This window comes from Umezawaea sp. Da 62-37 (assembly GCF_032460545.1).
GTDB lineage: Bacteria > Actinomycetota > Actinomycetes > Mycobacteriales > Pseudonocardiaceae > Umezawaea.
Window position 1 is genome coordinate 4,969,914 of the sequence record NZ_CP135965.1, and the last position, 22,456, is coordinate 4,992,369.

Annotated in this window: 27 protein-coding genes and 1 tRNA gene; 21 read left to right on the top strand and 7 right to left on the bottom strand. The window is 66.5% G+C overall.

The genetic code is table 11. The features are described 5' to 3' along the window. Window positions 1-48: 48 nt before the first annotated feature. The 3 genes from RM788_RS22435 to RM788_RS22445 form a co-directional block, all read right to left on the bottom strand. Window positions 49-2,658 carry a putative bifunctional diguanylate cyclase/phosphodiesterase gene (locus RM788_RS22435; RefSeq protein ID WP_315933706.1) on the bottom strand — a complete coding sequence of 870 codons (2,610 nt, stop codon included), beginning with the start codon at window positions 2,656-2,658 and terminating at the stop codon, window positions 49-51. A gap of 173 nt (window positions 2,659-2,831) precedes the next feature. Continuing rightward, the gene (locus tag RM788_RS22440; RefSeq protein WP_315933707.1) at window positions 2,832-3,602 is read right to left on the bottom strand and encodes a PhzF family phenazine biosynthesis protein; all 771 of its coding nucleotides are present in this window, start codon (window positions 3,600-3,602) and stop codon (window positions 2,832-2,834) included. Window positions 3,603-3,613: 11 nt separating this feature from the next. Then, window positions 3,614-4,141: a hypothetical protein gene (locus RM788_RS22445; RefSeq protein WP_315933708.1), complete on the bottom strand. Its 528-nt coding sequence runs from the start codon at window positions 4,139-4,141 to the stop codon at window positions 3,614-3,616. Between the two features lie 245 nt (window positions 4,142-4,386). On the opposite strand from RM788_RS22445, the gene RM788_RS22450 reads away from it, so the two are divergent. The 5 genes from RM788_RS22450 (at window position 4,387) to RM788_RS22470 (ending at window position 7,879) form a co-directional block, all read left to right on the top strand. Continuing rightward, window positions 4,387-4,641, top strand: coding sequence for a hypothetical protein (locus RM788_RS22450; RefSeq protein WP_315933709.1), 255 nt, complete (start codon window positions 4,387-4,389; stop codon window positions 4,639-4,641). Between the two features lie 111 nt (window positions 4,642-4,752). Beyond that, window positions 4,753-4,932, top strand: coding sequence for a tautomerase family protein (locus RM788_RS22455; protein ID WP_315933710.1), 180 nt, complete (start codon window positions 4,753-4,755; stop codon window positions 4,930-4,932). Between the two features lie 544 nt (window positions 4,933-5,476). Beyond that, entirely contained in the window at window positions 5,477-5,770 is a 294-nt protein-coding gene (locus RM788_RS22460) for a hypothetical protein (protein WP_315933711.1), read from the top strand. Beyond that, window positions 5,767-6,045, top strand: coding sequence for a type II toxin-antitoxin system RelE family toxin (locus RM788_RS22465; protein WP_315933712.1), 279 nt, complete (start codon window positions 5,767-5,769; stop codon window positions 6,043-6,045). The genes RM788_RS22460 and RM788_RS22465 overlap by 4 nt, the downstream gene beginning before the upstream one ends. An 883-nt stretch (window positions 6,046-6,928) precedes the next feature. Further along, complete coding sequence (locus RM788_RS22470; RefSeq protein WP_315933713.1) at window positions 6,929-7,879, top strand: AbiTii domain-containing protein; 951 nt, start codon at window positions 6,929-6,931, stop codon at window positions 7,877-7,879. Between the two features lie 63 nt (window positions 7,880-7,942). On the opposite strand, the gene RM788_RS22475 is transcribed toward RM788_RS22470, so the two are convergent. Both RM788_RS22475 and RM788_RS22480 read right to left on the bottom strand, forming a co-directional pair. Further along, the gene (locus tag RM788_RS22475; RefSeq protein WP_315933714.1) at window positions 7,943-8,689 is read right to left on the bottom strand and encodes a protein phosphatase 2C domain-containing protein; all 747 of its coding nucleotides are present in this window, start codon (window positions 8,687-8,689) and stop codon (window positions 7,943-7,945) included. A gap of 22 nt (window positions 8,690-8,711) precedes the next feature. Beyond that, the gene (locus tag RM788_RS22480) at window positions 8,712-9,485 is read right to left on the bottom strand and encodes a GntR family transcriptional regulator (RefSeq protein ID WP_315933715.1); all 774 of its coding nucleotides are present in this window, start codon (window positions 9,483-9,485) and stop codon (window positions 8,712-8,714) included. A 121-nt stretch (window positions 9,486-9,606) separates the two neighbouring features. Here RM788_RS22480 and RM788_RS22485 point away from each other — a divergent pair, with 121 nt between their 5' ends. The 14 genes from RM788_RS22485 (at window position 9,607) to RM788_RS22550 (ending at window position 19,857) form a co-directional block, all read left to right on the top strand. After that, entirely contained in the window at window positions 9,607-9,852 is a 246-nt protein-coding gene (locus RM788_RS22485) for a hypothetical protein (protein WP_315933716.1), read from the top strand. Then, complete coding sequence (locus tag RM788_RS22490; RefSeq protein WP_315933717.1) at window positions 9,852-10,325, top strand: Pycsar system effector family protein; 474 nt, start codon at window positions 9,852-9,854, stop codon at window positions 10,323-10,325. Before RM788_RS22485 ends, RM788_RS22490 begins: the two co-directional genes overlap by 1 nt. A gap of 147 nt (window positions 10,326-10,472) precedes the next feature. Further along, on the top strand, window positions 10,473-10,913 hold the full coding sequence (locus tag RM788_RS22495) for an RRQRL motif-containing zinc-binding protein (protein WP_315933718.1): 441 nt from the start codon (window positions 10,473-10,475) through the stop codon (window positions 10,911-10,913). A gap of 234 nt (window positions 10,914-11,147) precedes the next feature. After that, window positions 11,148-11,489, top strand: a complete 342-nt coding sequence (locus RM788_RS22500; RefSeq protein WP_315933719.1) for a hypothetical protein — start codon at window positions 11,148-11,150, stop codon at window positions 11,487-11,489. Then, window positions 11,486-11,755 (top strand): hypothetical protein, encoded by a 270-nt coding sequence (locus RM788_RS22505; protein WP_315933720.1) that lies wholly within the window; start codon window positions 11,486-11,488, stop codon window positions 11,753-11,755. Before RM788_RS22500 ends, RM788_RS22505 begins: the two co-directional genes overlap by 4 nt. After that, a complete protein-coding gene (locus tag RM788_RS22510) occupies window positions 11,752-12,666 on the top strand; it encodes an ABC transporter permease (RefSeq protein ID WP_315933721.1) in 915 nt (304 codons plus the stop codon). The genes RM788_RS22505 and RM788_RS22510 overlap by 4 nt, the downstream gene beginning before the upstream one ends. Further along, window positions 12,663-14,924 (top strand): FtsK/SpoIIIE domain-containing protein, encoded by a 2,262-nt coding sequence (locus RM788_RS22515; protein WP_315933722.1) that lies wholly within the window; start codon window positions 12,663-12,665, stop codon window positions 14,922-14,924. Before RM788_RS22510 ends, RM788_RS22515 begins: the two co-directional genes overlap by 4 nt. 138 nt (window positions 14,925-15,062) lie before the next feature. Beyond that, window positions 15,063-15,374, top strand: a complete 312-nt coding sequence (locus tag RM788_RS22520) for a hypothetical protein (RefSeq protein ID WP_315933723.1) — start codon at window positions 15,063-15,065, stop codon at window positions 15,372-15,374. Between the two features lie 25 nt (window positions 15,375-15,399). Further along, window positions 15,400-15,891, top strand: coding sequence for a DUF2742 domain-containing protein (locus tag RM788_RS22525; protein ID WP_315933724.1), 492 nt, complete (start codon window positions 15,400-15,402; stop codon window positions 15,889-15,891). Next, a complete protein-coding gene (locus RM788_RS22530; protein WP_315933725.1) occupies window positions 15,888-16,778 on the top strand; it encodes a DNA cytosine methyltransferase in 891 nt (296 codons plus the stop codon). Before RM788_RS22525 ends, RM788_RS22530 begins: the two co-directional genes overlap by 4 nt. Further along, a complete protein-coding gene (locus tag RM788_RS22535) occupies window positions 16,775-17,128 on the top strand; it encodes a hypothetical protein (RefSeq protein WP_315933726.1) in 354 nt (117 codons plus the stop codon). The genes RM788_RS22530 and RM788_RS22535 overlap by 4 nt, the downstream gene beginning before the upstream one ends. After that, on the top strand, window positions 17,125-18,276 hold the full coding sequence (locus RM788_RS22540) for a DUF3631 domain-containing protein (RefSeq protein ID WP_315933727.1): 1,152 nt from the start codon (window positions 17,125-17,127) through the stop codon (window positions 18,274-18,276). Before RM788_RS22535 ends, RM788_RS22540 begins: the two co-directional genes overlap by 4 nt. Before the next feature lie 19 nt (window positions 18,277-18,295). Further along, window positions 18,296-18,457 carry a helix-turn-helix transcriptional regulator gene (locus tag RM788_RS22545; RefSeq protein ID WP_315933728.1) on the top strand — a complete coding sequence of 54 codons (162 nt, stop codon included), beginning with the start codon at window positions 18,296-18,298 and terminating at the stop codon, window positions 18,455-18,457. Then, window positions 18,454-19,857 (top strand): tyrosine-type recombinase/integrase, encoded by a 1,404-nt coding sequence (locus tag RM788_RS22550; protein WP_315933729.1) that lies wholly within the window; start codon window positions 18,454-18,456, stop codon window positions 19,855-19,857. The genes RM788_RS22545 and RM788_RS22550 overlap by 4 nt, the downstream gene beginning before the upstream one ends. A 144-nt stretch (window positions 19,858-20,001) precedes the next feature. Here RM788_RS22550 and RM788_RS22555 read toward each other — a convergent pair. After that, window positions 20,002-20,084, bottom strand: a tRNA-Tyr gene (locus RM788_RS22555). Window positions 20,085-20,207: 123 nt separating this feature from the next. On the opposite strand from RM788_RS22555, the gene RM788_RS22560 reads away from it, so the two are divergent. After that, window positions 20,208-20,699 carry a YajQ family cyclic di-GMP-binding protein gene (locus tag RM788_RS22560; RefSeq protein ID WP_315933730.1) on the top strand — a complete coding sequence of 164 codons (492 nt, stop codon included), beginning with the start codon at window positions 20,208-20,210 and terminating at the stop codon, window positions 20,697-20,699. 4 nt (window positions 20,700-20,703) lie between these two features. Then, window positions 20,704-21,585, top strand: coding sequence for a glucose-1-phosphate thymidylyltransferase RfbA (gene rfbA / locus RM788_RS22565; protein ID WP_315933731.1), 882 nt, complete (start codon window positions 20,704-20,706; stop codon window positions 21,583-21,585). On the opposite strand, the gene htpX is transcribed toward rfbA, so the two are convergent. Continuing rightward, the gene (gene htpX / locus RM788_RS22570; protein WP_315933732.1) at window positions 21,582-22,445 is read right to left on the bottom strand and encodes a zinc metalloprotease HtpX; all 864 of its coding nucleotides are present in this window, start codon (window positions 22,443-22,445) and stop codon (window positions 21,582-21,584) included. The two genes, rfbA and htpX, sit on opposite strands and share 4 nt — an antisense overlap. Between the last annotated feature and the right edge of the window lie 11 nt (window positions 22,446-22,456).

Sequence of the window (22,456 nt, forward strand, 5' to 3'; positions counted from 1 at the left end):
GAAGAATCTTACACAGGCCGTCCCCCAGATGGAAATCGGGGGGTGGCCTCAGTGGACCAAGGTGAGGACCGTCTCATCGCGGGCCCCCCTGACCTGCACGGTTCGCGCGCCGAGCCACGCCTCGAAGCGCTCCTCGGACAGCGGCCGGGAGATCAGGTACCCCTGGGCGATGTCGCAGCCCATGCTGACCAGCTGGTCGCGCGCGGCGTCGTCCTCGACGCCCTCGGCCACCACGGTGAGCCCGAGCGAGTGCCCCAGTTCGACGATGGACCGCACGACGGCCATGTCGCCGAGATCGGTGCCCATGCCGAGCACGAAGCTCTTGTCGATCTTCACCTCGTCCACCGGCAGCTGGCGCAGGTACGCGAGCGACGAGTAGCCGGTGCCGAAGTCGTCCACGGCCAGCACGACGCCGAGCGCGTGCAGCCTGCGCAGCACCGGGAGGGCGCGTTCCGGGTCGGCCATCACGCCGGACTCGGTCAGCTCGAACGTGAGCAGCTGCGGCGGCACGTCGTGGTGCTGGAGGGCCTTGGCGACGCGGTCCGGGAACTCCTCGTCGGCCAGGGTGCGCACGGACAGGTTGACCGCGATGGACATCCGCAGCCCGCGGTCCATCCACCCGCGGACCCGTTCCAGCGCCTTGTCCATGACGAAGTCGGTGAGCACGTCGATCAGGCCGGTGGCCTCGACGGCGGGCACGAACTCATCCGGGTCGACGCGGCCGAACTCGGGGTGCTTCCAGCGCACCAGGGCTTCGGCGCCGACGACCTGGCGGCTGGGCAGCGCCACCTTCGGCTGGTAGTGCACGGAGATCTGGCCGGTCTCCAGCGCCTGGCGGAACTGGGTCACGAGCTGGAAGCGGCGCAGGAAGATCTGGCCCATGCTCGGCACGTACGACCGCACCGGATCGGCCTCGGTGGTGGCGCGCACGGCGACGTCCGCGCGTTGCAGCAGGACGTCCACGTCCGGGTCGTCGTCGGCCTCGGCGGTCGACACGTAGCCGACGACGGCGCTGGCCTCGACGGTCAGCCGGTCGACCGGGTAGGGCACCGAGAGGGCCGAGCGCAGCCGTTCGGCGATCTCCATGGCCAGTCCCGCCCTGCGGTCGACCAGGAGCGCGGCGAACATGCCGCCCTCGAGCCGGGCGAGCGAGATGTCGGGGCCGAGTTCGTCGCGCAGCCTGCGGCCCGCGGCGACGACCATGCGGTTGCCCCACGCCTGGCCGAGCGCGTCGGACACGGTCGACAGCACGTCCAGGTCGACGCGGAGCACGACGGCCTGGTTGTGCTCGCGCAGCGGTTCGGCGGCGGCCTCGCGGAAGCCCGCGCGGTTGAGGAGCCCGGTCAGCGGGTCGTGGTAGGCGTCGTGGCGCAGGCGGGCGAGCAGCCTGCGGTTGTCGACGGCGGTGGCGAGGTGGCTGGCCAGGGTGCGGAGCAGCTGGATGTCCGCCCTGCCGAAGCCGCGCCACCTGCTGAGCCGGTCGTGCGCCTCGACCGCGCCGAGCAGCTGCGTCGCGCCGCGCAGCGGCACCACGAGCGCTTCCTGCGCGTCCCGGCGGGCCAGTGCCTCGGTGACGTCCTCGTTGGAGTCGACGACACGGAAGTACCGGACGTGCGTGCCGGGGAGCTGGAGCATGGCGTCTTCGCGGATGACGCGGGCGTCGGCCTTGCGCATGCTGTCGGGCAGCGGCTCACCCGCGACCAGCGTGCGCATCGGCGCCTGCGGGTCGGTGCGCAGCCGGAGCACGACGCGGTTGGCGTTGAGCTGCTCGCGGATGCGGTCGGCGATGAGCTGCCACTCGTCGTCCTCGTCGTCGTCCTCTTCCTGTCCCGCGGTGTTGCGCGGACCGGTCGAGTTCTGCCCGGAGCGCGCGACGCGGAGCGAGACCTCGCTGAGGGCCTCCAGGTCGCGCTGCTCGCGCAGCAGGGACGAGTACGCCACGTAGATGGCGGTGATGCCCGCGAACACCAGCGCGATGAGCAGGCCGCCCCACTGGGTGGTCGACGCGATCTCGTACGCGACGAGACCGGCGGAGGTGTTCAGCAGGGCCACGATGAGGGTCTGGCCGACGAGGCGGAGGCTCGCGGTGACCCGCATGCCCTTGCCCATGATCCGCAGCGCGGTCAGACCGAGGACGCTGGCCAGCAGCGGCACCGCGATCGTGCCGAGGAACGGTCCGGCCCAGAACGGTCCGCCGGGGCCCACCAGTTCCTTCACGCCGTAGGCGACCGCGAACGCGACCGAGATCTCCATGAACATGAGGCCCGCGTTGTAGGCGACCCGGTTCAGGACGCGGCGGCCGAGCAGGGTGCCGACGCCCGCGACGACGTGAGCGGCGAGCACCACCTCGAACGGCGCCACGAGCAGGCCGAGCACCAGCGGGATCTCGGTGAACGAGATCGTCCACGCGACGCCGCTGCGGACGTCGACGTTGATCGCGAGCTGCTCGGCGAGCAGGAAGCCGATGACCAGCAGCGGGCCCGTCCACAGGAGGCGGGCGTCGACCGGGTGGTCCGGGAGCCTGCCGCCGACCGCGATCGCGCACGAGATGCCCAGGACGAGCAGGGTGACGGCGTAGACGTTGAACGCCGCGTTCGCGGATCGACCGGTGCCGCGCGTCGACGAGTCCGACGGTGTGGCCGACGCACTGTCGGACATCCAGCCTCCTCGTCGGCCCTCGTCCCGGCGGGCCGGGAGCGGCCCCTCGAACTCGGCGTGACTGAGGGGTCCCGAACAGTTACCAGGACCCCTCTAAGAGCATCAATGTACCTCGGTTGGGTGATGAAATGGCAGGTCGAGGAGGCATATACCACGTGAAGTGACGAAACCGGTCACACGGTCAGCTGTCCTCGCAACACGGTGACACCTTGGCCCGCCAATCCCACCCTGTCGTCACGCAGCGTCATCAGGACACGTCCACCGCGTGGAGACGCCTGTTCGCCGAGCAGAGCGGCCCGGCCGAGGCGCGGCGCCCACCACGCGGCCAGCGTGCAGTGGGCGGATCCGGTCACCGGATCCTCGGGAACTCCGAACGACGGGTAGAAGCAGCGGCTGACGACGTCGACCCCCGGCGCGTCCCCGCGGGCCGTCACGACGACGCCGCGACCAGGCACGTCGGCGAGCAGGACGAGGTCCGGGCGCAGCGAGCGCACCTCGGCGGCCGACGCCACCTCCACCAGCACGTCCGACACGCCCCTGGCGACGGCCTCGACCGTCACGCCGGGCAGGGACGCCAGCAGCAGCGGGGTCGGGTCGACGGGGCTCGGCGGGTCGGCCGGGAAGTCCATCTCCACCCAGCCGTCCGGGCCCGCCTTGCAGGTGAGGAAGCCGCTGCGGGTGCTGAACACGACCGAGCCGCCCAGCACGTGCGCGGCCGCCAGCGTCGCGTGCCCGCACAGCTCGACCTCGGCGGTCGGGGTGAACCAGCGCAGCGGCAGCGGTTCCGCCCCGCCTACCTCGACGAAGGCCGTCTCGGCGTGCCTCATCTCGGCCGCGACGGACTGCATCCACGCCGGGTCCGCGGGTTCGTCGAGCAGGACCACCCCCGCCGGGTTGCCGGAGAACGGACGATCGGTGAACGCGTCCACCACGAAGATCTCCACGCGGCTCGAACCTAGACCAGGACGGCTTCGTCGTGGGGCGCGAGCAGCGCCAGTTCGGCGCGCAGCTCGTCGAGGCAGTTCCTCGCCTCGCCCGCGGCCAGGTGCTGGGCGGCCCCGCTGCCGGACGCCTCGCGGATCAGCAGCCACACCGCGGACAGCGGCGACGGCCGCTCGTCGGCCCGCACGGCGGACACCAGCTCGCGCTGCTCGGGGAACGGGTGCAGCGAGATCTGCTCGGTCCGCGCGCGCAGCCGCGCGAACACCTCCGACGACAGGCCCGCCAGGACGAGCCGGTCGAGCTTGGCGGGCAGGTCGACGTTGAGGAGTTCCGAGGCGCTGAGCGGGCCGAAGTTCCGCACCGTGTTCAGGGCGTACTCGAGGTCGTCCACGGCGTTGAGGAGTTCCCGGTGGACAGCGCGTTCCAGCGGGGCCACCGGACTCGGCGCCGACGTGGCTGAGCGAGGTCTCGGCCGACGCAGGAACAGGCCGAACAGCACCCCGACCGCGAGGGCCGCCAGGGCAATCAGGATTTCGCTCATGTCCTCTGCATCGGCAGCGGCACGACTCCGACCGCCCCCTCGCGCGACAACGGGTCCGAACCGAGCGCCGGCCGGTCGGCGAACTTCGGTTGGGCTGAACAGCGCGGCCGATCGGCGTGGCGACATGATCCGAACGGCCGACCGGAGCAAGGTGGACCTCCCCGGACAACCCGAACGGTGGGTATTTCACGGGACAGGTCCTACCTCCTAGAGGACAGGGCGCACGACGGGAAGAGGCGGGGACCATGACCACCACCGAGGTACGAGAACTGTCCGGCCGCGCACGGGCCATGCTCCGCGCCGTCGCCGCGGGCCGCGCCGAGCTCTCCGGCGGCCGCGAACCGGACCTCTACGTCGACGGCCTCCCCTGCTGCGACCAGTCCGCCACCCACGACCTCCTCCGCGCCGGCCTGCTCCGCCCCAGCGCCCCCGCGGGCTTCGGCCAACGGGTCCGCGCCGAGCTCACCGACGAGGGCCGCGACGCACTTCGCACAGCCTGACCAGTCGAACATGTGTTCGACATGGGCTATGCTGCCCCCGCGGGGCCTGCACGCAAGGGAGAGGAAGCCCTTGCGCGCAGGCCCCGTCCAGTTCAAGGTCCGTCCATGCCCATGATCACCGTAGACATGTTCCCCGGACGCACCAAAGAGCAGAAGCGCGCACTCGTGCGCGAGATGACCGACGCACTCGTCCGCACCTGCGACGTGAAGCCGGAAGGCGTGTGGGTGGTGATCCGCGAGGTCGAGGCGGGGAACTGGGCGATCGGCGGTCAACTGGTGTCGGACCGCTGAGCCGGTCACGACCCGGAGGCATCCACTACGTCCCGCCCGATAAACGACGAGACGGACTCAGGCACTAGTCGCGGCATCGGTGAACGGGCTTGTCCACGAGTGCGGGTCCACCACTCGGCCATTGCGCACAAGAAAGCCCCCGTGACCTGTAATCCCAGGTCACGGGGGCTTCCACACATGTGGCGGGTGTAGGATTCGAACCTACGTAGGCGTAAGCCGACGGATTTACAGACTGTTCCCGCCACACGCTCTGACCTGGCGTTTCCCACCCCAGACAGGCCACTTCGGTACGCCCTCGGTACAGAGGCTCCCCAGCTGAGCGACCGAACCCTGCCGGGCATCCACTGTGGACAGTTTCCGACAAGCACCCGCCGTACGGGACTCAGGAACACCACCCGGTCCGGTTCGACGCGTCCACGGCCGTCTCAGAGCCAGACGAGTTGCGCGCTACGCCAAGCAGGACCGCGCACAGTCATCTACACCTGTTTCGCGTTTCACGGTCTCACGCGAGACACGACACACCTGCGGGAGGCACACTGAGGACATGAGCGAGCAGCCTGTCACCTCCGTGTCGGCCGAGGAATCGCCATCCTGGGCCGAGGTCGTCAACCATGCCGAGCACGGCGATACCGTCGCCGTCATCGCGCACGGCCAACACGTCGCCGACATCGTCCCCTCCGGAGAGCTGGACCGGCTGCGGGAGACTATCGACGTGCTCTCAGACACCGAACTTGTGCGCGACCTAGTCGAAGGACTCACCGACGCCCACGCTGGCCGGGTCTTCTCGTCAGGCGACATCGCCGCAGACCTCGCCGCACGTCGCGCCGCTGGCGAATGAGCCACTTGCAGGCGTACACCGTCTCTTTCAGTCCCGCCGCACGTCGACGCCTGGACAAACTTCCATTGGCTGCCGCCGTCGCCCTTTACGAGCACCTGATCGGACCGGTCGCGGGCAACCCACACCGACTCGGCAAGCCACTCGAAACACCTTTTGACGACGTGTGGAGCACGCGACGCGGTGAATACCGGGCGCTCTACACCCTCAACGACGAGCAGCGCACGATCACGGTCGTAGCGGTTGCCCACCGACGAGACGCCTACCGACCGCACTAGCCGCCCTGCGGGGCTATGTCTCCAGGATCGGTAACTGCGGTAACTGCGGTAACCTCGCAGGTCAGACGGCTACCGATCACACCCCGGTTACCGATCAAAACGGTAACCGCCCCCGCTTCCGCCGGCACCGCATGCCATCGAGATGGTCGGACTCCGGTGACGTTTCCGCCCTGGTCGCTTCTGTCACGGAGTCTGCCGTAGTGGCACTCCAGCACTTACCGGTTACCGATTCGATCGGTAACCGGCCCTCTTGCGGTAACCGCCTGACCTGCATGGTTACCGCAGTTACCGCAGTTACCGATCCTGGAGACATAGCCCCCACCAAAGCTTGCTCCCTCTCAGAAGGTGACGCTTCCCCCGCAGGCAAGTGACGGTTCCCCCGCGGGCAACACCGTGCCTCCAAGGTGTCCTCCGTCAACCTCGACTGCCTATACTCCCAGGATCGGTAACTGCGGTAACTGCGGTAACCTCGCAGGTCAAACGGTTACTTTTGATCATGGGGTTACCGATCGAAACGGTAACCAGTCCACTCCAACACTCCAATGGCCCGCTGAGGACAACCGGCGAGGCTGGCCACGGTTACCGATCCGATCGGTAACCAGCCCCTTTGCGGTAACCGCCTGACCTGCATGGTTACCGCAGTTACCGATCCCAGAGACACGGACACGGACACGGACACAGACATCTCAGAGCGTGACGCTTCCCCTGGAGGTAAGTGACGATTCCTCCCGGTTACGCCATAACGTTTCTCGCCAGCCTCTTGACTTCCTGTACCACAGCATCGACAACTGCGGTAGCCTCCCAGGTCAAATGGCTACCGGTGACAGCAGCGTCACTAATCAAGCGATAACTAACGAAGGAAACTATGACGCAAACTCGCCGTATGGCCGCGCTTACTTTGGCAGAAGAAATAATTGCCGACATCGAACTGGTCAGACTACCCGCACCAAAAATAGTGAAAAAGGCCAGTCGACTGGCACGTTTGATGGACGACACAGATGCAATCGATTGGCTTTTTCAGGAGCTTACAGGGTACGACCAAAATGGAGATGGAACCTTAACAAGCAAGGGCTATAAGGCTGCACTACGCTCGAATCGACTGTCAGGAAAAGACCCCAAGAGCGGAGTGCTCAGTTTTTGGGGCGAAACTGTAGATAAAATATATGCCACTGCAGACACTAGTCGAATTCGACTTCAAACAGAAAAGATTAACACCTCTAAAGAACGTGCCGATCTAAATCGCAGAGTTATAGACTATCAAGAAATTATTGGCAGAATCACTGGGTCCGTACATGCATACGTCGCCGAGCGAGCAATCGAACTGAGGTTCGGCGCCGCAACAGAGGACGCATTTATGACCATTCGGGGAGAAGTTGATAAACACATCGCTCAACTCACCCCAAGCGCTGCCGCAAAATTTGCAGTTGCATTTGACAACGCATCTTCCGGAAACCCTGAAAGTTGGGCAAATGCGGCATCGGCGTGTCGCCGGCTGCTCAAGAGCATCGCTGATGAATTACGGCCACCAGGGGGCGCAGTCCAAGGGCGTCCAATGACGGATGCCAAGTACATAAATAGGCTAATAGACTGGATCGTCAACCAGCCCACAAAAGAAGTCACACTTAAAGATGTAATCACTGCCGATCTAGAGGATTTTGGCAAGCGAATTGACGCGTTTGATGACGCTGGCCACAAAGGAGCACACTCTACCGTCACCAAATACGAGGCATCTCGATTTATCACTGGAGCTTACTTGCTAGTCGGCGATATCCTACACCTCTGGAAAGAGGCGAAGGGTGCCGCGCCAATACCCATCAATGGCAAAACATACTGACACGGGATATCTTATCGACAGTCCATTTCGACTCAGCAAACCAATTACAGAGTGAAGCCACCCTTAAAGCATAAAGTCGATAAAAACGGCAGTTGCGTCATCATGATGCTTGCGTTTCCGGCCATCGCTTGTCGCGGCTCCATCAGCTTCAACCTTCCTTGTTTGTGCGATCAGGCTCGCAGGTCCTTCAGTCGATATGATATAAAACAATTCTTCCCATGACATCAACTGAAATGCATCCACAAGTCGGCTTGCACCGTCAGTTAGCAGTGCAGCCGCATCTACCCCTCCCCCTGAAAGCGTGCCACAGACAGCCTGATAAGCGGCGTCAGGCATAGTGTTAGCGACGTAGTATCCATCCGATGTGTTCTGCGCCGCCATCACGGCGTCATATGAGTAGTCGTTGAGGTTCGCCATCCGCTCATCCAGGATGGGTTCTACTCTTCCTGCGCGTTTGACGAGTAACGGTGAATCTCCAAGGACTAGGTAGTCAAGGACATCGTCTCGACGACGAAGTATTGTGACCGTTGACGAAGGACTGTCGGGGTTGCTCAAGTCGCAGGTTTTCTCGTGTGCCGCGCAAGTACGTGTGATTGACTCAGCCAAAGCATCGGCCAGCGCAACATCTGGCGTAACGGTCAGCGTATGAGCCAAATTTCCAGCGAGTCTGTGAACCACCCAAGGAACGCCATGAATACATCCGTTCTCTGCCGGTTTTAGCGCTGTTGCACCGTCTAGCACAACTGCCCATTCCAGACCAACTACAGCATAGTCATCGTTTACTCGACCAGGCGTAGCCTGACTCTCCATTGAGACTCGCATATAAATATCCTTAGTCTGGAATGGGAAAGCGGTAGCAAAACGCGGCCGTGTCACCAGCGATTACGGAAACCATAACCTCCACTGCTCGACCAGTATCGTCGTAGATCGTCCTTACCAACTCAAGCACCGGAGTACCCGGCGGGAGTTGCAACGAAACAGACTCAGGCCCCAAAGGCATCCTGGTTGAGAGTTCCTCCTGGACCTCAGCCAGTCGATAGCCATTCTCTTCAAGGCGTGCCAACCCGCCGCCAGGCCCCGTGTCGGGTTCCATAATTGCCGTACCGCGAACGACATCAAGTTCGTAGTAGCTATCCGCAAGCTGATTGGGGCGACCGTCGACAGCAGTTGTCCTACGTCGAGCCCATACGGGTGTTCCGACTTCAATTCCCAAGCGATCGGCCACCAACTTGGACGCGGGAACCTCTTCGAGTGCTCGAATTTCCTGACTTGCCGTGCCGTAAATCGAATCTCTGGGCGTGGAGACAAGTACCGTTTTGCCTGACTGCCAAAGACTGCGCGAGTAGCGCTCGATTCCCTGCAACTGTGCGATCGGGTGAGAACGGACGAACGTTCCGCTGCCCTGCATTGTCACGATGAGGCCTTGCTGCTTCAGCAGGTCGATCGCCTTGCGTACTACCGCAAGCGAGCAGCCATGCTCAGTCGCAAGCACGTCGAACGAGGGCAGCTTGTGACCAGGAGGCCACTCGCCACTCTCGATCTTCAGACGGACGTCGTCCGCCACCTGCACCTGAAGTGGGCGTGCGTCAGTGAATCCGCTGTTCATGAGACCAGTCTAGAGCAGTCTGCATACAGAGTCTTGACACCGACGACGCGTGACTCCTAATGTCTGCATACAGACCGTCAGACATGCGGACTTTGGTCCGGCAGACACCAAGGAGTCACAGATGCTCAGCCCCGGTGACCTCGGCAAGTTCAGCCCCGACAGGCTGGACGAAGCGTCGATCGACGCGTTGATCTCTGAAGTTGCGGACGAGTTGGCGGACCTTCCGCCGGCCACGTCCGCGTTGCTCGACTGCACCGCGCAGAACCGCCGCGACCGTCGCGTCATCGAACGCACGTTGGGCGGCACCGTGCGCGTTCTGCGTGTCCACGGCCCGCTGTCGGTTCCGACAGGGACGGAGGCCGCGTGATGACAGACCCCGTTGCGGTCGCTGCTCAGATCGACCAGGCGCAGATCGACGTGAACGACCAGCTCCGCCGCGCGGACACCAAAGCCGGTTCCCTACTTCCTCTGTTCAGTGGGTTCCTCGCTGGTGTGGTGGCGCTGGGGACCAGGCCCATGCCCACCGTGGCCGTGGTCCTGCTGTGGTTGGCCGCCGTGCCGATGGCGCTGGCGGTGCTGGTCTTGCTGCACGCGGTCCGCCCGCGCTTCGGGGACTCCGACCCGTTCGGCTTTCCTCGGCTGGTCCGGTTCACCGGACGTCCCTCCGAGCTGTTGTCGGCGCTGGCCGACCAAGAGCCGCTCACCAGTCAGGCTGTCGAACTGTCCACGCTGGCCGCGATCGTGCGTGCCAAGTACAGGCGAGTCCGGTTGGCCGTGGATCTGCTGGGCATAGGGCTGCTGCTGCTCAGCGTCAGCCTGACTCTCACCGCACTTCTCTGACCCGCGCGGCACTCGCCGCTTGCCCGGTCGCATCCCGCAGTACCTCACCCGGAAGGGCTTATCAACCATGCGCACAGTCCCTCGTCAGTCAGTTTCCCCGGTCATGTTCACGCTGGTACCGGCTTCCGTCCTGGTCTCGGTGTCGTGATGGCGGGCAAGGCGTACCCCTGGGTACTGGTGCAGTCCGTGCCGTGGCAGTCCGGTGCGACCTACACCCGTGGCCTGCACGAGGGGCTTCCGCTGCTGTCCTACGGCTGCGCTCCCCGGCACCTGCTCGCCACCTACCGGCAGTTGCGGGCGATGGGGTTGCGGCCCAACGGACATGACCCGGTCGCGGTGCTCTACGTGCGGCACAACCTGTCCAAGAAGGTCTCGTTCGCGTCGCTGTACCTGATTGCTAAGGCCGCGCCGGTCCGGCCAATGACGCCCGCGAAGTGGACAGCGATCGCCAAGGCCAACCTCGGCCGCCGGATCTGCCCGGAGTGCGGCCATGACCGTGGCTACATCGTCCCGCGCTGGGACGGCCGCAAGTGCTGCGTTCCCTGCTTCGACACCGCCTGCGCCACCGAGATGCAGGAGGCCGCCTGATGAACGGTTCCATCCCCGGCCACCTCGCCCGACAGAACGGAGAGCAGTGATGTGGATCGACTGCGAGACCTGCCACGGGAGCGGCTGCTCCGACTGCGGTGGAAGCGGTGGGGCCGACTGGCCCGACACCGACCCGGATTTCTGATCACCCCGAACCGGCGGCCGACTCCGGCCAAGAAGACACCGCCGATTCGGGTCTCCCAGCACTCACATAAGCGTCAGGAGATCACCAGCATGGCTCACCAGACACACCCACGCCACAGCCGGATCAGCGCCGCTGCGCTCGTCCTGGTGGTGGCCGCGCTGCTGACCGGTTGTGACCGGACCGGCCAGCCCGCCGACCTGAACCCGGCCCCCGTGCCGGTCGAGGTCGAGGACGCGCCCCGCGCCTCCGACATGGATGTCGAGTTCACCGCGTCCTGCGATGACACGGGGTTCGCCTACGACGTCGAGCCCGACACCGCCGAGGCGCAGGAGGCCGCGCGTCGGTTCTGCCGCAACATCGACACCGCGATCGACACCGCCGACTGGCCTGGCGGGTTCAGTCCGGCTGGCGACGTGGCGGTGGACAAGTGAGCGTCGCACTCGGATCGCTGCCCGCGCCGTTCTGGCTGCTCGGTTTCGTGCCGGTCGTGCTCGCGGTGCTGCTGTGGAAGCTGTTCGTCTCCGCCGCCCTGGTGGCGCTCGCGGGCTGGTCGGTGGTGTGCCACGGCGCCAGTGACGTGATGGTCCTGGCCGCCGTGCTCGCCCTCGTGTCGGCCGCCGCGTTGCTGCTGTCGACCCGCTACCGGCCCGCCCGTGTCTCTTCGTTCCGTATGCACCGTCAGGAGGTGGCCCGATGACCAGCGCGTACCCGATCGAGCTGACCGCGCTCACCGAGCAGGTCAAGGCCCTGGCCGTCGAGCTGGGCGAACTCCCCTCCCGCAACCGGATCAAGACCACCTTCAAGGTGGGCGCACCGAAGGCCACGGCGGTGCTGGAGGCGCTGACGGCGGACGGGTTCGACCCCACCAGCCCGGACCCGGTCGTCTCCGAGAGCACCACGCGTCGACTGCACGCCGTGCCCACCCGCGACACCGGGCCCGCCCCCGTGGTCGAGCCGGTTGCGGCCGTGGTGGTCGAGGCCACCGAGCCCGCGCCCGTGGTCGAGGTGGTTCCGGCCCCCGTGATCGATGCTGGGACGGTTGTGGCGGATGTCGAGGTCAACCCGGTCGTGGACCCGGTTCCGGCCGTCGAGCAGGAAGCGTCACACGGCACAGAGGTGCCCGCGGGGGATGCGTCACCCGAGGTCGCACCTGCCCTCAAGCCCGCCGCGCGGGTTCGGTCCTGGCCGCTGCTGCTGTTGGCCGCAGGCGCGTTCGTCGCGATCTGGGGTGGCTGGGTGGGTCTGGGTGAGAAGGCCGGATTCGGGTTGATCCGGTTGCTCCCCGGTATCGCGGACGGGTTCGTCATCAACTCCGCGATCACCCTGCCGATCGGTGTCGAGGCCTACGCCGCGTACGCCCTGCGGGTCTGGCTGTCCGGCGCGTCCCGCTCCGACAAGGCCCGCCGGTTCGCCAAGTGGTCGGCCATCGGCTCACTCGTGCTCGGCGCGGCCGGTCAGGTCGCCTATCACCTCATGCAGGCCGCAGGGATCGGGCAGGCCCCGTGGTGGATCACCACGTTCGTGTCCTGCCTGCCCGTGGTTGTCCTCGGCTGTGGCGCTGCCCTTACCCACCTTCTTCACGACGACGACTCGGAGGCGCAGCGATGAGCACCCCGACCCTGATCGGCACGCCCGACGAACCCGAGTACCCGCCCACGACCGACACCCCGGAGGTGAGCAACGTGGTCGCCTTCCCCGCCCGCACCGACGACACCATCACCCCGGACACCGCGACCGTGTCCAGCGTCGTGGCCATGGTCGACACCACCCACAGCACGGACGTCGAGCCCTCCCCCGAGGTGCTGCACGGCGAACTGATCATGGTCGACCAGCCCACCACCGGCACGAACTCCGCCGAACTGTGGGAGGGGTTCCGGGGTCGCAAGCTGCGGCCGTTGGTCGCGCCGTGGCTGCGGTCGTGGGAGGAGTTCCAGGACACGGCGTTGTGGGGGTGCAAATTCGCCGCGCACACCGTGGCCTACCACCTGCTCCGTACCCCGCTCTACGCGCTGCGGCTGCTGGCCCGTTCCCCGCGTGGTGCCGGTCGGCTATTGGGTGCGGTGTGGTCGTGGGTGACCGATGCCGAAGGGCGTGCCCTGCGCAAGCACACCGTGGCGGAGAACAACGCGGCCGAGTACCTGCGGCTGTCCACGCAACGCAACTCCCGTGTCGGCACCCGCGCCGGTCTGCTCGGCGTGGCCCTGGTGGGCGTGCTGGTCGGCTGGTTCCTGCTCCCGGACCCGCTTCCGGTGTCGCTGCGGTGGGCGCTGTGGGCGTTCGTCGCCGGGGGCCTGGCCGCTCTCGGCGCGGCCGGGATGCCCGCCGACAAGCCGCTGATCTCCCGTGCCGTGGTCGGGACCGAGGTCGCCAAGCTCACCAACGACATCGTCATTCGCGCCCTGTCCTCGCTGGGCATCGCCGCGATGAACCCCACCCGTGGCACCGCCATCACCTTCCCCGCGCCGATCCAGCGCGACGGGCCGGGGTGGCGTGCAGAGGTCGATCTCCCGTTCGGTGTCACGGCCGTGGACATCATGGAACGCCGTGACCGGCTGGCCTCCGGTCTGCGCCGTCCACTGGGGTGCGTGTGGCCCGAGCCGTCAGCGGAGGAGCACGCGGGACGCCTGGTGCTGTGGGTGGGCAATCAGCCGATGAGCAAGACCAAGCAACCCGCCTGGCCGCTCGCGAAGCGTGGGCAAGCTGACGTGTTCGCGCCGCTGCCCTTCGGCAACGACCAACGCGGCCGTCAGGTGGCCATCCTGCTGATGTTCGCCAACATCCTGATCGGCGCGATGCCGCGCTACGGCAAGACGTTCGCGCTGCGCGTTCTGTTGCTGGCGTTGGCGCTGGACCCGCGTGTGGAGATGCGGATCTTTGAGTTGAAGGGCACCGGTGACCTGTCGGCGCTGGCGAAGGTGTCGCATCACTACGCCTCCGGTGCCGACGACGACACGATCAGCGCGTGCGTGGACTCGCTGCGGGAGGTCTACAAGGAGCTGGAGACCCGCGCGAGGACGATTTCGGGGCTGTCCAAGGACATCTGCCCGGAGAACAAGGTCACCCCGGAGCTGTCGAGCAACCGCAAGCTCGGGTTGCACCCCCTCGCGTTCTCTATCGACGAGTGCCAGGAGCTGTTCTCCAACTCCACCTACGGCAAGGAGGCCGGGGAGCTGGCTACCGCGATCATCAAGCGCGGCCCCGCTCTCGGCATCATCCTCATCCTGGCCACGCAGCGCCCGGACAAGGACTCCCTGCCGACCGGGGTGTCCGCGAACGTCGGCATCCGGTTCTGCCTGCGGGTCATGGGGCAGACCGAGAACGACATGGTGTTGGGGACCAGCGCCTACAAGAACGGCATCCGGGCGACCACGTTCACCCAGTCCGACAAGGGAATCGGGTTCCTGGTCGGCGCGGCGGACGAGCCGCAGGTGGTCCGCTCGTCCTACATGGACGGCCCGGAGTCCGACCGGATCGCCGACCGTGCCCGCGCTCTGCGGGAGAAGGCGGGAACGGTGACCGGCCACGCTGCCGGACAGGTGATGGATCGGGCGGGGTCGGAGAACCGGGACACGCTGTTGGACGACATCGCGGCCGTGGTCCACGCCGACGAAAGCAAGGTGTGGTCGGAGGCCGTCGCCGATCGCCTGGCGGTGCTGCGCCCGTCCGCCTACGGGCACCTGTCCGAGGTGGACGGCAAGGGCAAGGCCACGTGGCTGTCGGCCGCGCTCAAGCCCCACAAGATCCTCACCGATCAGGTGTGGGGCACCGACCCCACGACCGGCAAGGGAGCCAACCGGCGCGGCATCAAGGCCGCCCGCGTGCTCGACGTCATCGCCGAGCGTGACCGAAGCAAGGCGCGGGACTAGTCGTCGCAGCGCGCTAGGTCTAGCAGCACCACCCGCTAGACCTAGCGCCCCCGCTAGCGACACACATACCTGCTGATCAGCGCCCTAGTACCTAGCGGCGCTGGCTGACGACACCCAAAAACAGCCTGGAAGGCCCTCGTGAGCCCCCTCCTCACCCCCGCTCGTGTCGCCCTGACCATCCTCACCGTTCTCACGTTCAGTGACATCGCTCCCGGACTCCGCTCACCAGCCGCCCTGGTCCTGGCAGCAGCCGCGGGGCTCTACCTGCTCGCCTGCGTCGCGTTCCCGTTCCGCAAGTGCCGTGTCTGCAAGGGCATGGGTCGCTTCACCTCCGGGATGTTCGGCGGCATCCGGATGTGCGCCCGCTGCGACGGTGCCGGCCTCAAGCTGCGCGCCGGTCGCCGAGTCATCAACACCCTGCGCCGCAACCGCCGTGCCAACCGCCGCTGACCACTGGCCAGAAAGGACACCCGTCATGGCTTCCCGCTCACTCGCCGACAACGCCCGCCAGTGGCTCACCCGCCACCGCCCCGACCCCGACGCCGTAGCCGCCTGGGCAACCGAGCTGCTGCACCGCGCCACCACCGCAGGACCCATCCCCGTCGCCGGAAGCGCCGCGTGGGCCGCGCTGCCCGACCACGACCCCCGCAAGCCCGCCGCCATCGTCCGCACCGCCCTGGCCGCGCTGCGGGAGTCCACCCCCGACGCCGTGGCGCAGCGCGTCGCGGCCGAGTGGGCGGCATCCCAACGGGAGTTCCGCCAGCGCCTCAAGGACGCCTCAGTGGACATGTCCGCCGCACAGGACTGGGGCAAGGTCGCCGGGCACCTCCCGTTCTGCGTCTACGCCGCCCGCCGCACCACCTACGCCACCGAGCCTCTGACCGTGGAGCAGATCCGCGCTCAGGCCTCGATCCCCTGGGCGTGCGACCGCGCCCGCCGTGACGCCCTCGGGTCGGTGGCGGCGTGAACGGCCGCCCGAGGTTGTTGGATCTGTTCTGCTGCGCGGGAGGCGCTTCCGCCGGATACCACGCGGCCGGGTTCGACGTGACCGGCGTGGACATCCGTCCGCAGCCGCACTACCCGTTCCCGTTCATCCAGGCCGACGCGCTCACCGTGGACCTGTCCGGCTATGACGTGATCGCCGCGTCGCCGCCGTGCCAGCGCTACTCCAGCGCCACCCCTGCCAGCCACCGCGACGACCACCCGGACCTTGTCGAGCCGATCCGGCAACGGCTGCGGGAAGCCGTGGCACACGGGGACGCGTGGGCCTACGTGATCGAGAACGTTCCCGGCGCACCGCTGCTCGACCCGATCACCATCTGTGGGGACACGCTGCGGTTGGGAGTGCGTCGACACCGCCTGTTCGAGTCCGACGTCGAGCTGTACGGCACCGCCTGCCACCACGACCGCAGTGCGCCCGCCGTGCCCGTCTACGGGTCCTACGGCCAGCGTGCGGGACGAAACCCCGTCGACGGGAAAGCGTCACGCGGTACGGGACAGCCCGCGGGGGATGCGTCACTCGGCACATCAACCGAGGTCGCACGGGCCGCTATGGGCATCGACTGGATGCCGTGGCCCGAACTCACGCAGGCCATTCCGCCGATCTACACCGCGTGGATCGGCGTGCAGCTCATGAGCCAGGCACGCCACAACCCCAGGGCCGTGACGCAAGCAACCAGGGCGCAAACGTCACCGCTCCCCGCAACGCCGATGCCGCACGGCACCGGTGGAAAGCGTCACTGCCGCTGCGGCAACGAACTCAACCGTCCCGCTACCGGTCGGTGGCCACGCCACTGCTCCCACGCCTGTCGACAGGCCGCTTATCGCGACCGTGCCAAAGAGGATGCGGCATGAGCGCCTACAGCAACCCCGCCACGCCTCTGGTCGCTCTGGAGCGCGGTCCGTCCAATCGTCGGTGGTTCTTCTACCGCGACTGGTTGGCACAGCGCCGGTCGAGTCGTCTGGGCCGCTACCTGCTCGACCACCCGTGCGGAAGCAGCCGTTGCTACTTGCCCACCGAGCGGATCGGCACCAACGCCAACCCCGCCATCACCGAGGAACACGGCATAGCGCGGGTGTGGGAGTACGTCCCGCCTGCCCAATGGGCGCGCTGGGGCCGCGAATACCTCGCTCCCGAGGAACACCCCGGATACGTGCCTGCCAACACGAGTGCCGATCTCAAGCTGATGGAAGGGACGTCATGACCGCCGCACTACGGGTCCTGCCCACACCGATGTCCTTGCCTGGTCACGAAATCCTCGACCAGGTCCGTGACTTCGTCGCCCGCTTCTCCGTGTTCCCCTCGGAGCACTGCGCGCCGATGCTCGCGCTTTGGTACGCACACACCTGGGTCGCTGACGCCTTCTACACCACGCCTCGCCTGATCCTGTCCTCCCCAGAACCGGGGTCAGGTAAGACGCGGGTGTTGGAGATCGCACAGCACCTGACCAAGGCTGCGGAGATGACGGCTGGCGGTTCAGCCGCCGCGCTCGTGCGCATGGTGGCTGCGGGGCCGATCACCGTCCTCATGGACGAGGTGGATGCCGTGTTCGGTGTCGGTGGGTCAGGCAATGAAGACGTCCGCCAGATGTTGAACCTCGGATACAAGCGCTCAGCCACCATTCCGAAGACCAAGGGCGACCCCGCCAGCGGGTTCACGGTAGAGCGCCTGCCGATCTTCGCGCCCGTAGCGCTGGCCGGGCTCGCCGGACGGATGCCCGACACCATCACCACTCGCGCGATCACTGTTCATCTGCGCAAACGTCGTCACGACGAGCACGTGGAGCCCTACCGGGAGTCCAAGATCGTGCGGCAGTCCGAGCCGATCCGGGAAGCACTCAGCGCCTGGGCGACCAGCGTCGGTGACGGACTCGTGGAAGCTGAGCCCGAGATGCCACACGGCGTGGACGACCGGCCAGCAGAAATTTGGGAACCACTCCTGGCAATCGCCGACCTGGCGGGTGGGCACTGGCCGGAAACGTCCCGCGCGGCGTGCCTCCACTTCGTCACCGCAGCGTCAGCGCAGCCGATGTCGGACGGCGTCCGTTTGTTGGGCGATCTGCGGGCTTTGTTCACATCACGAGGAACTGACCGAATCAGCACAGTGGAAATCCTCGCGGTCCTCCGCAGCATGGACGAAGCACCATGGGGAGACATGTACGGCAAGCCGCTCAACGCACGCGCACTGGCCACCGAATTGAGCGTGTACGGCGTCAAGGTGACCGCGTTTAAGAACAACGGCACGACGGTCAAGGGCTACACCGTCAACGGAGCAAACGGGCTTGCTGACGCATGGGCGCGCTACCTGCCCGTAGAGCAGCACTCCACTCAAGAGGGGGTCTCTTGTGACTAGTCGACGCGAGTTGCTAACGGTGGCCGAGTTCTGCACCGAGTTCAAGGTATCCCGGTCGACGCTCTACGAGTGGTTGGCGAAGGGGCTTGCGCCCCGGCACGCCAAATTGCCCAACGGTCAGTTGCGTTTCAGCCGCTCTGACATCGAGAAGTGGTACGGGTCGTGTGAGGCGGCAGCGTGAGTGACACCAGCTATGACGTGCGCATCTACGTGATCGACGTCTATAAGGGCAAACGCACTACGACGCATTGGGTTCAGTGGTCCGTGGACGGCAAGAGGTTCAAGCAGCCGTACAAGACGGATGCACTGGCCAGCAGTTTCCGTGCCGGACTGCTGAGCGCGGCCAAACGAGGTGAGGCGTTCAGCACTGCGGAAGGCCTTCCGGTCTCCTTGTTGCGCAGGGAAAACGAGTCGATGTCGTGGTTCGACTTCGTCTGCCTGTTTGTCGACATGAAGTGGCCGGATGCCGCACCGACGCACCGGAAGTCGATCGCCGACGCGTTGGCTCCGATCACGGAGGCGATGATTGCCACGGATCGGGGCAGGCCTGATCACAAGGTGTTGAGGCGGGCGTTCCGCGTGCTGTTCAACGCCAGTCATCGCGATGCCACGCAAGCCGCGGACGTGGCGACCGCGCTCGAATGGCTGTCTCGGAGCACGCGTCCGGTTTCCGATCTCAGCAAGCCGGATGTGCTGCGCAATGTGGTCGCTGATTTCGAGAAGAGGCTGGACGGAAAGCGTGGTGCGTCGGACACGGTTCGTCTGCGCCGTACGACGTTCAGCAACGCGCTCGACTACGCGACGGAGAAGAAGTTGCTGACCGAGAACCCCATGCGGGAGGTGAAGACCAAGAAGCGCAAGACGGTCATCCACCAGGTAGACCGCCGATCGGTGGCCAACCCTGTACAGGTGCGCACGGTGCTGGCGGCTGTAAGCGACATCGGGCGGACCGGGAAGAAGCTCAGGGCGTTCTTCGCGTTGATGTACTTCGCCGGGCTCCGACCTGAGGAGACGACGAACGTCCGGCGTGAGGACTTGGAGCTTCCGCCACGCGAGTGGGATAAGGCGAACGAGTGCTGGCAGGTGCGCGAGTGGGGCGCGATCAATCTCGGCAAGGCCACCCCCGAGGTTGGTGGCGAATGGACCGACAGCGGGGAGCGCAGCGAAGAACGCGGCTTGAAGCATCGGGACGACTCAGTGGGACGTCTTGTTCCCTGCTGCTCCGAGTTGGCCGTGATCCTGTACGAGCACTTGGACGCGTTCGGCACCGGATCGGATGGGCGCTTGTTCGTGGCGGAGCGCGGCGGCCGGATCGGCAGCTCTACCTACGGACGCGTGTGGGCGCAGGCACGAGAAGCCGTGTTCACGTCCGAGGTGGTCGCCTCTCCGCTCGCTCGACGTCCCTATGACCTGCGCCATGCCTGCCTATCCATGTGGCTCAACGCGGGTGTGGAGGCGACGCGGGTGCCCGAATGGGCCGGGAACAGCCTGACGGTCCTCATGCGCGTCTACGCGAAGTGCATCGACGGCGGGGAGCAGAGCGCCATGCAACGCGTCCAAGAGGCTCTGGGAGGCAACTAGAGGCCCGCACGGCCTGCTCAAAACTTCGGTACGTCCTCGGTACAGACGCTCGGAGAACGCCGGTTTCAGCCGGACAGAACCGGACACGAACAAGAACGCCCCCGTGACCTGTTTTCGCAGGTCACGGGGGCGTTTTCCCAGGTGTGGCGGGTGTAGGATTCGAACCTACGTAGGCGTAAGCCGACGGATTTACAGTCCGCTCCCATTGGCCGCTCGGGCAACCCGCCTTGCGCCCGGTGGTGCCGGGTGCGAACAAGAGACTACATAACCCCGTGGAGGGGTTCGCAACCGGGATACCCCGGTAACATCCGGGCTCGTCAAAGACCCATCTACGCGGAGGTGTCCAGCACGTGGCGGATCCGTCATTCGACGTGGTGAGCAAGGTCGATCGGCAGGAGGTCGACAACGCGCTCAACCAGGCGTCCAAGGAGTTGGGGACGCGGTTCGACTTCCGGGGCACGGGCACCGAGGTGTCGTGGGCCGGTGAGGAGGCGATCGCGTTCCAGTCGGAGACCGAGGAGCGGTGCCGGGCGGCGATCGACGTCTTCCAGGAGAAGCTCGTGAAGCGGGGCATCTCGATGAAGGCGTTCGAGATCGGGGACCCGTCGATCTCGGGCAAGGTCTACAAGGTGACCGGCACGCTGGTGCAGGGCATCACCTCGGAGAAGGCCAAGGAGATCGCGAAGAAGGTTCGCGACGAGGGGCCCAAGGGCGTGCAGGCGCAGATCCAGGGCGACCAGCTGCGGATCTCGGGCAAGAAGAAGGACCACCTGCAGGAGATCATCGCGTTGATCAAGGGCTCCGACTTCGGGATCGCGCTCCAGTTCACCAACTACCGGTGACCGGGTGAAGGGCATCGTCCTGGCGGGTGGCAGCGGCACGCGGTTGCACCCGATCACGCAGGCGGTCTCGAAGCAGCTGCTGCCCGTCTACGACAAGCCGATGGTCTACTACCCGATCTCCGTCCTCATGCTGGCCGGGATCCGCGAGATCCTGCTGATCTCCACGCCGAACGACCTGCCGCAGTTCCGCAGGCTGCTGGGCGACGGCTCGCAGTACGGCCTGCGCGTCGAGTACGCGGAGCAGGCCGAGCCGAACGGGTTGGCCGAGGCGTTCGTGATCGGCGCGGACTTCATCGGCGGCGACACCGTCGCGCTGGTGCTGGGCGACAACATCTTCTACGGCCAGGGTTTCTCGCGGATGCTGCAGGAGCAGGTGGCGAAGCTCGACGGGTGCGTGCTGTTCGGCTACCCGGTGAAGGACCCGGAGCGCTACGGCGTCGGCGAGGTCGACGAGGGCGGGGCGCTGGTCTCCATCGAGGAGAAGCCCGCGAAGCCCAAGTCGAACAAGGCGATCACGGGCCTGTACTTCTACGACAACCGGGTCGTGTCGATCGCGAGCGGGTTGAAGCCGTCGCCGCGGGGCGAGCTGGAGATCACCGACGTGAACCTCGCCTACCTGCGCGAGGGTCGGGCGAACCTGGTGGACCTGGGCCGCGGCTTCGCGTGGCTGGACACCGGGACGCACGACTCGCTGCTGGAGGCGGGCCAGTTCGTGCAGGTGCTCGAACACCGGCAGGGCGTGCGGATCGCGTGCCTCGAGGAGATAGCGCTGCGGATGGGGTTCGTCACACCCGACCAGTGCTACCGGCTCGGCGCCGCGCTCGCGAAGTCCGGCTACGGCCAGTACGTGATGAACGTCGCGCGGGAGGCCGGCGCCACCGCCTAGGAACGGCGGTGCGCCAGCTCCTCGAGGCGGCGGATCCGGTCGGCCATCGGCGGGTGGGTGGAGAACAGCCTGCTGAGCGACTCGCCGGGCAGGAACGGGCTGACGATCATCAGGTGCGACTGCGCCACCACGGCGGGCTCCGGAGCCAGCGGGGCCGCCCTGGTGCCGTGGTCGAGCTTGCGCAGCGCCGAGGCGAGCGCCAGCGGGTCGCCGGTCAGCTCGGCGCCGGAGACGTCCGCCTGGTACTCGCGGGACCGGCTGACGGCCATCTGCACGATGCCCGCGGCGACCGGCCCGAGGATCGCGATCAGCAGCAGCGCCAGCGGGTTCGGGCGGTCGTCGTCGCCCCCGCCGAAGACGCCCGCGAACAGGGCGATGTTGGCGAGCATGCCGACGGCCGCCGCCAGCGCGCCCGCGACGCACGAGATCAGGATGTCGCGGTTGTGGACGTGCGACAGCTCGTGGCCGAGCACGGCCCGCAGCTCACGCTCGTCGAGCAGCTCCAGGATGCCGGTGGTGCAGCACACGGCCGCGTTGCGCGGGTTGCGGCCGGTCGCGAACGCGTTGGGGGCCTGCGTGGGGCTGATGTAGAGCCGCGGCATGGGCTGCCGGGCGGTCATCGACAGCTCGCGCACGATCCGGTGCATCGACGGCTGCTCGACCTCCGACACCGCCCGTGCCCGCATCGCGCGCAGCGCCAGCCGGTCGCAGTTGAAGTACGCGTACGCGTTGACGCCCAGCGCCAGCAGCAGACCGAAGTAGAGGGCGGTGCGCCCGAAGAACGAGCTGATCAGCAGGATCAGCCCGCTCATCGCGCCGAGCAGCAGCGCGGTCTTCAACCCGTTGAAGTGCTTGTGCACGCTGGTTCGCC

Bases quoted from the DNA above. Each gene is read 5' to 3' on its own strand.
- RM788_RS22485 (WP_315933716.1), top strand. From the start codon at position 9,607: ATGCTCAGCCCCGGTGACCTCGGCAAGTTCAGCCCCGACAGGCTGGAC.
- RM788_RS22540 (WP_315933727.1), top strand. From the start codon at position 17,125: ATGACCGCCGCACTACGGGTCCTGCCCACACCGATGTCCTTGCCTGGT.
- RM788_RS22525 (WP_315933724.1), top strand. From the start codon at position 15,400: ATGGCTTCCCGCTCACTCGCCGACAACGCCCGCCAGTGGCTCACCCGC.
- RM788_RS22470 (WP_315933713.1), top strand. From the start codon at position 6,929: ATGGCCGCGCTTACTTTGGCAGAAGAAATAATTGCCGACATCGAACTG.
- RM788_RS22475 (WP_315933714.1), bottom strand. From the start codon at position 8,689: ATGGAGAGTCAGGCTACGCCTGGTCGAGTAAACGATGACTATGCTGTA.
- RM788_RS22480 (WP_315933715.1), bottom strand. From the start codon at position 9,485: ATGAACAGCGGATTCACTGACGCACGCCCACTTCAGGTGCAGGTGGCG.
- RM788_RS22535 (WP_315933726.1), top strand. From the start codon at position 16,775: ATGAGCGCCTACAGCAACCCCGCCACGCCTCTGGTCGCTCTGGAGCGC.
- RM788_RS22510 (WP_315933721.1), top strand. From the start codon at position 11,752: ATGACCAGCGCGTACCCGATCGAGCTGACCGCGCTCACCGAGCAGGTC.
- RM788_RS22495 (WP_315933718.1), top strand. From the start codon at position 10,473: ATGGCGGGCAAGGCGTACCCCTGGGTACTGGTGCAGTCCGTGCCGTGG.
- RM788_RS22500 (WP_315933719.1), top strand. From the start codon at position 11,148: ATGGCTCACCAGACACACCCACGCCACAGCCGGATCAGCGCCGCTGCG.
- RM788_RS22465 (WP_315933712.1), top strand. From the start codon at position 5,767: ATGAGCCACTTGCAGGCGTACACCGTCTCTTTCAGTCCCGCCGCACGT.
- RM788_RS22455 (WP_315933710.1), top strand. From the start codon at position 4,753: ATGATCACCGTAGACATGTTCCCCGGACGCACCAAAGAGCAGAAGCGC.
- RM788_RS22515 (WP_315933722.1), top strand. From the start codon at position 12,663: ATGAGCACCCCGACCCTGATCGGCACGCCCGACGAACCCGAGTACCCG.
- RM788_RS22435 (WP_315933706.1), bottom strand. From the start codon at position 2,658: ATGTCCGACAGTGCGTCGGCCACACCGTCGGACTCGTCGACGCGCGGC.
- RM788_RS22445 (WP_315933708.1), bottom strand. From the start codon at position 4,141: ATGAGCGAAATCCTGATTGCCCTGGCGGCCCTCGCGGTCGGGGTGCTG.
- RM788_RS22460 (WP_315933711.1), top strand. From the start codon at position 5,477: ATGAGCGAGCAGCCTGTCACCTCCGTGTCGGCCGAGGAATCGCCATCC.
- RM788_RS22490 (WP_315933717.1), top strand. From the start codon at position 9,852: ATGACAGACCCCGTTGCGGTCGCTGCTCAGATCGACCAGGCGCAGATC.
- RM788_RS22450 (WP_315933709.1), top strand. From the start codon at position 4,387: ATGACCACCACCGAGGTACGAGAACTGTCCGGCCGCGCACGGGCCATG.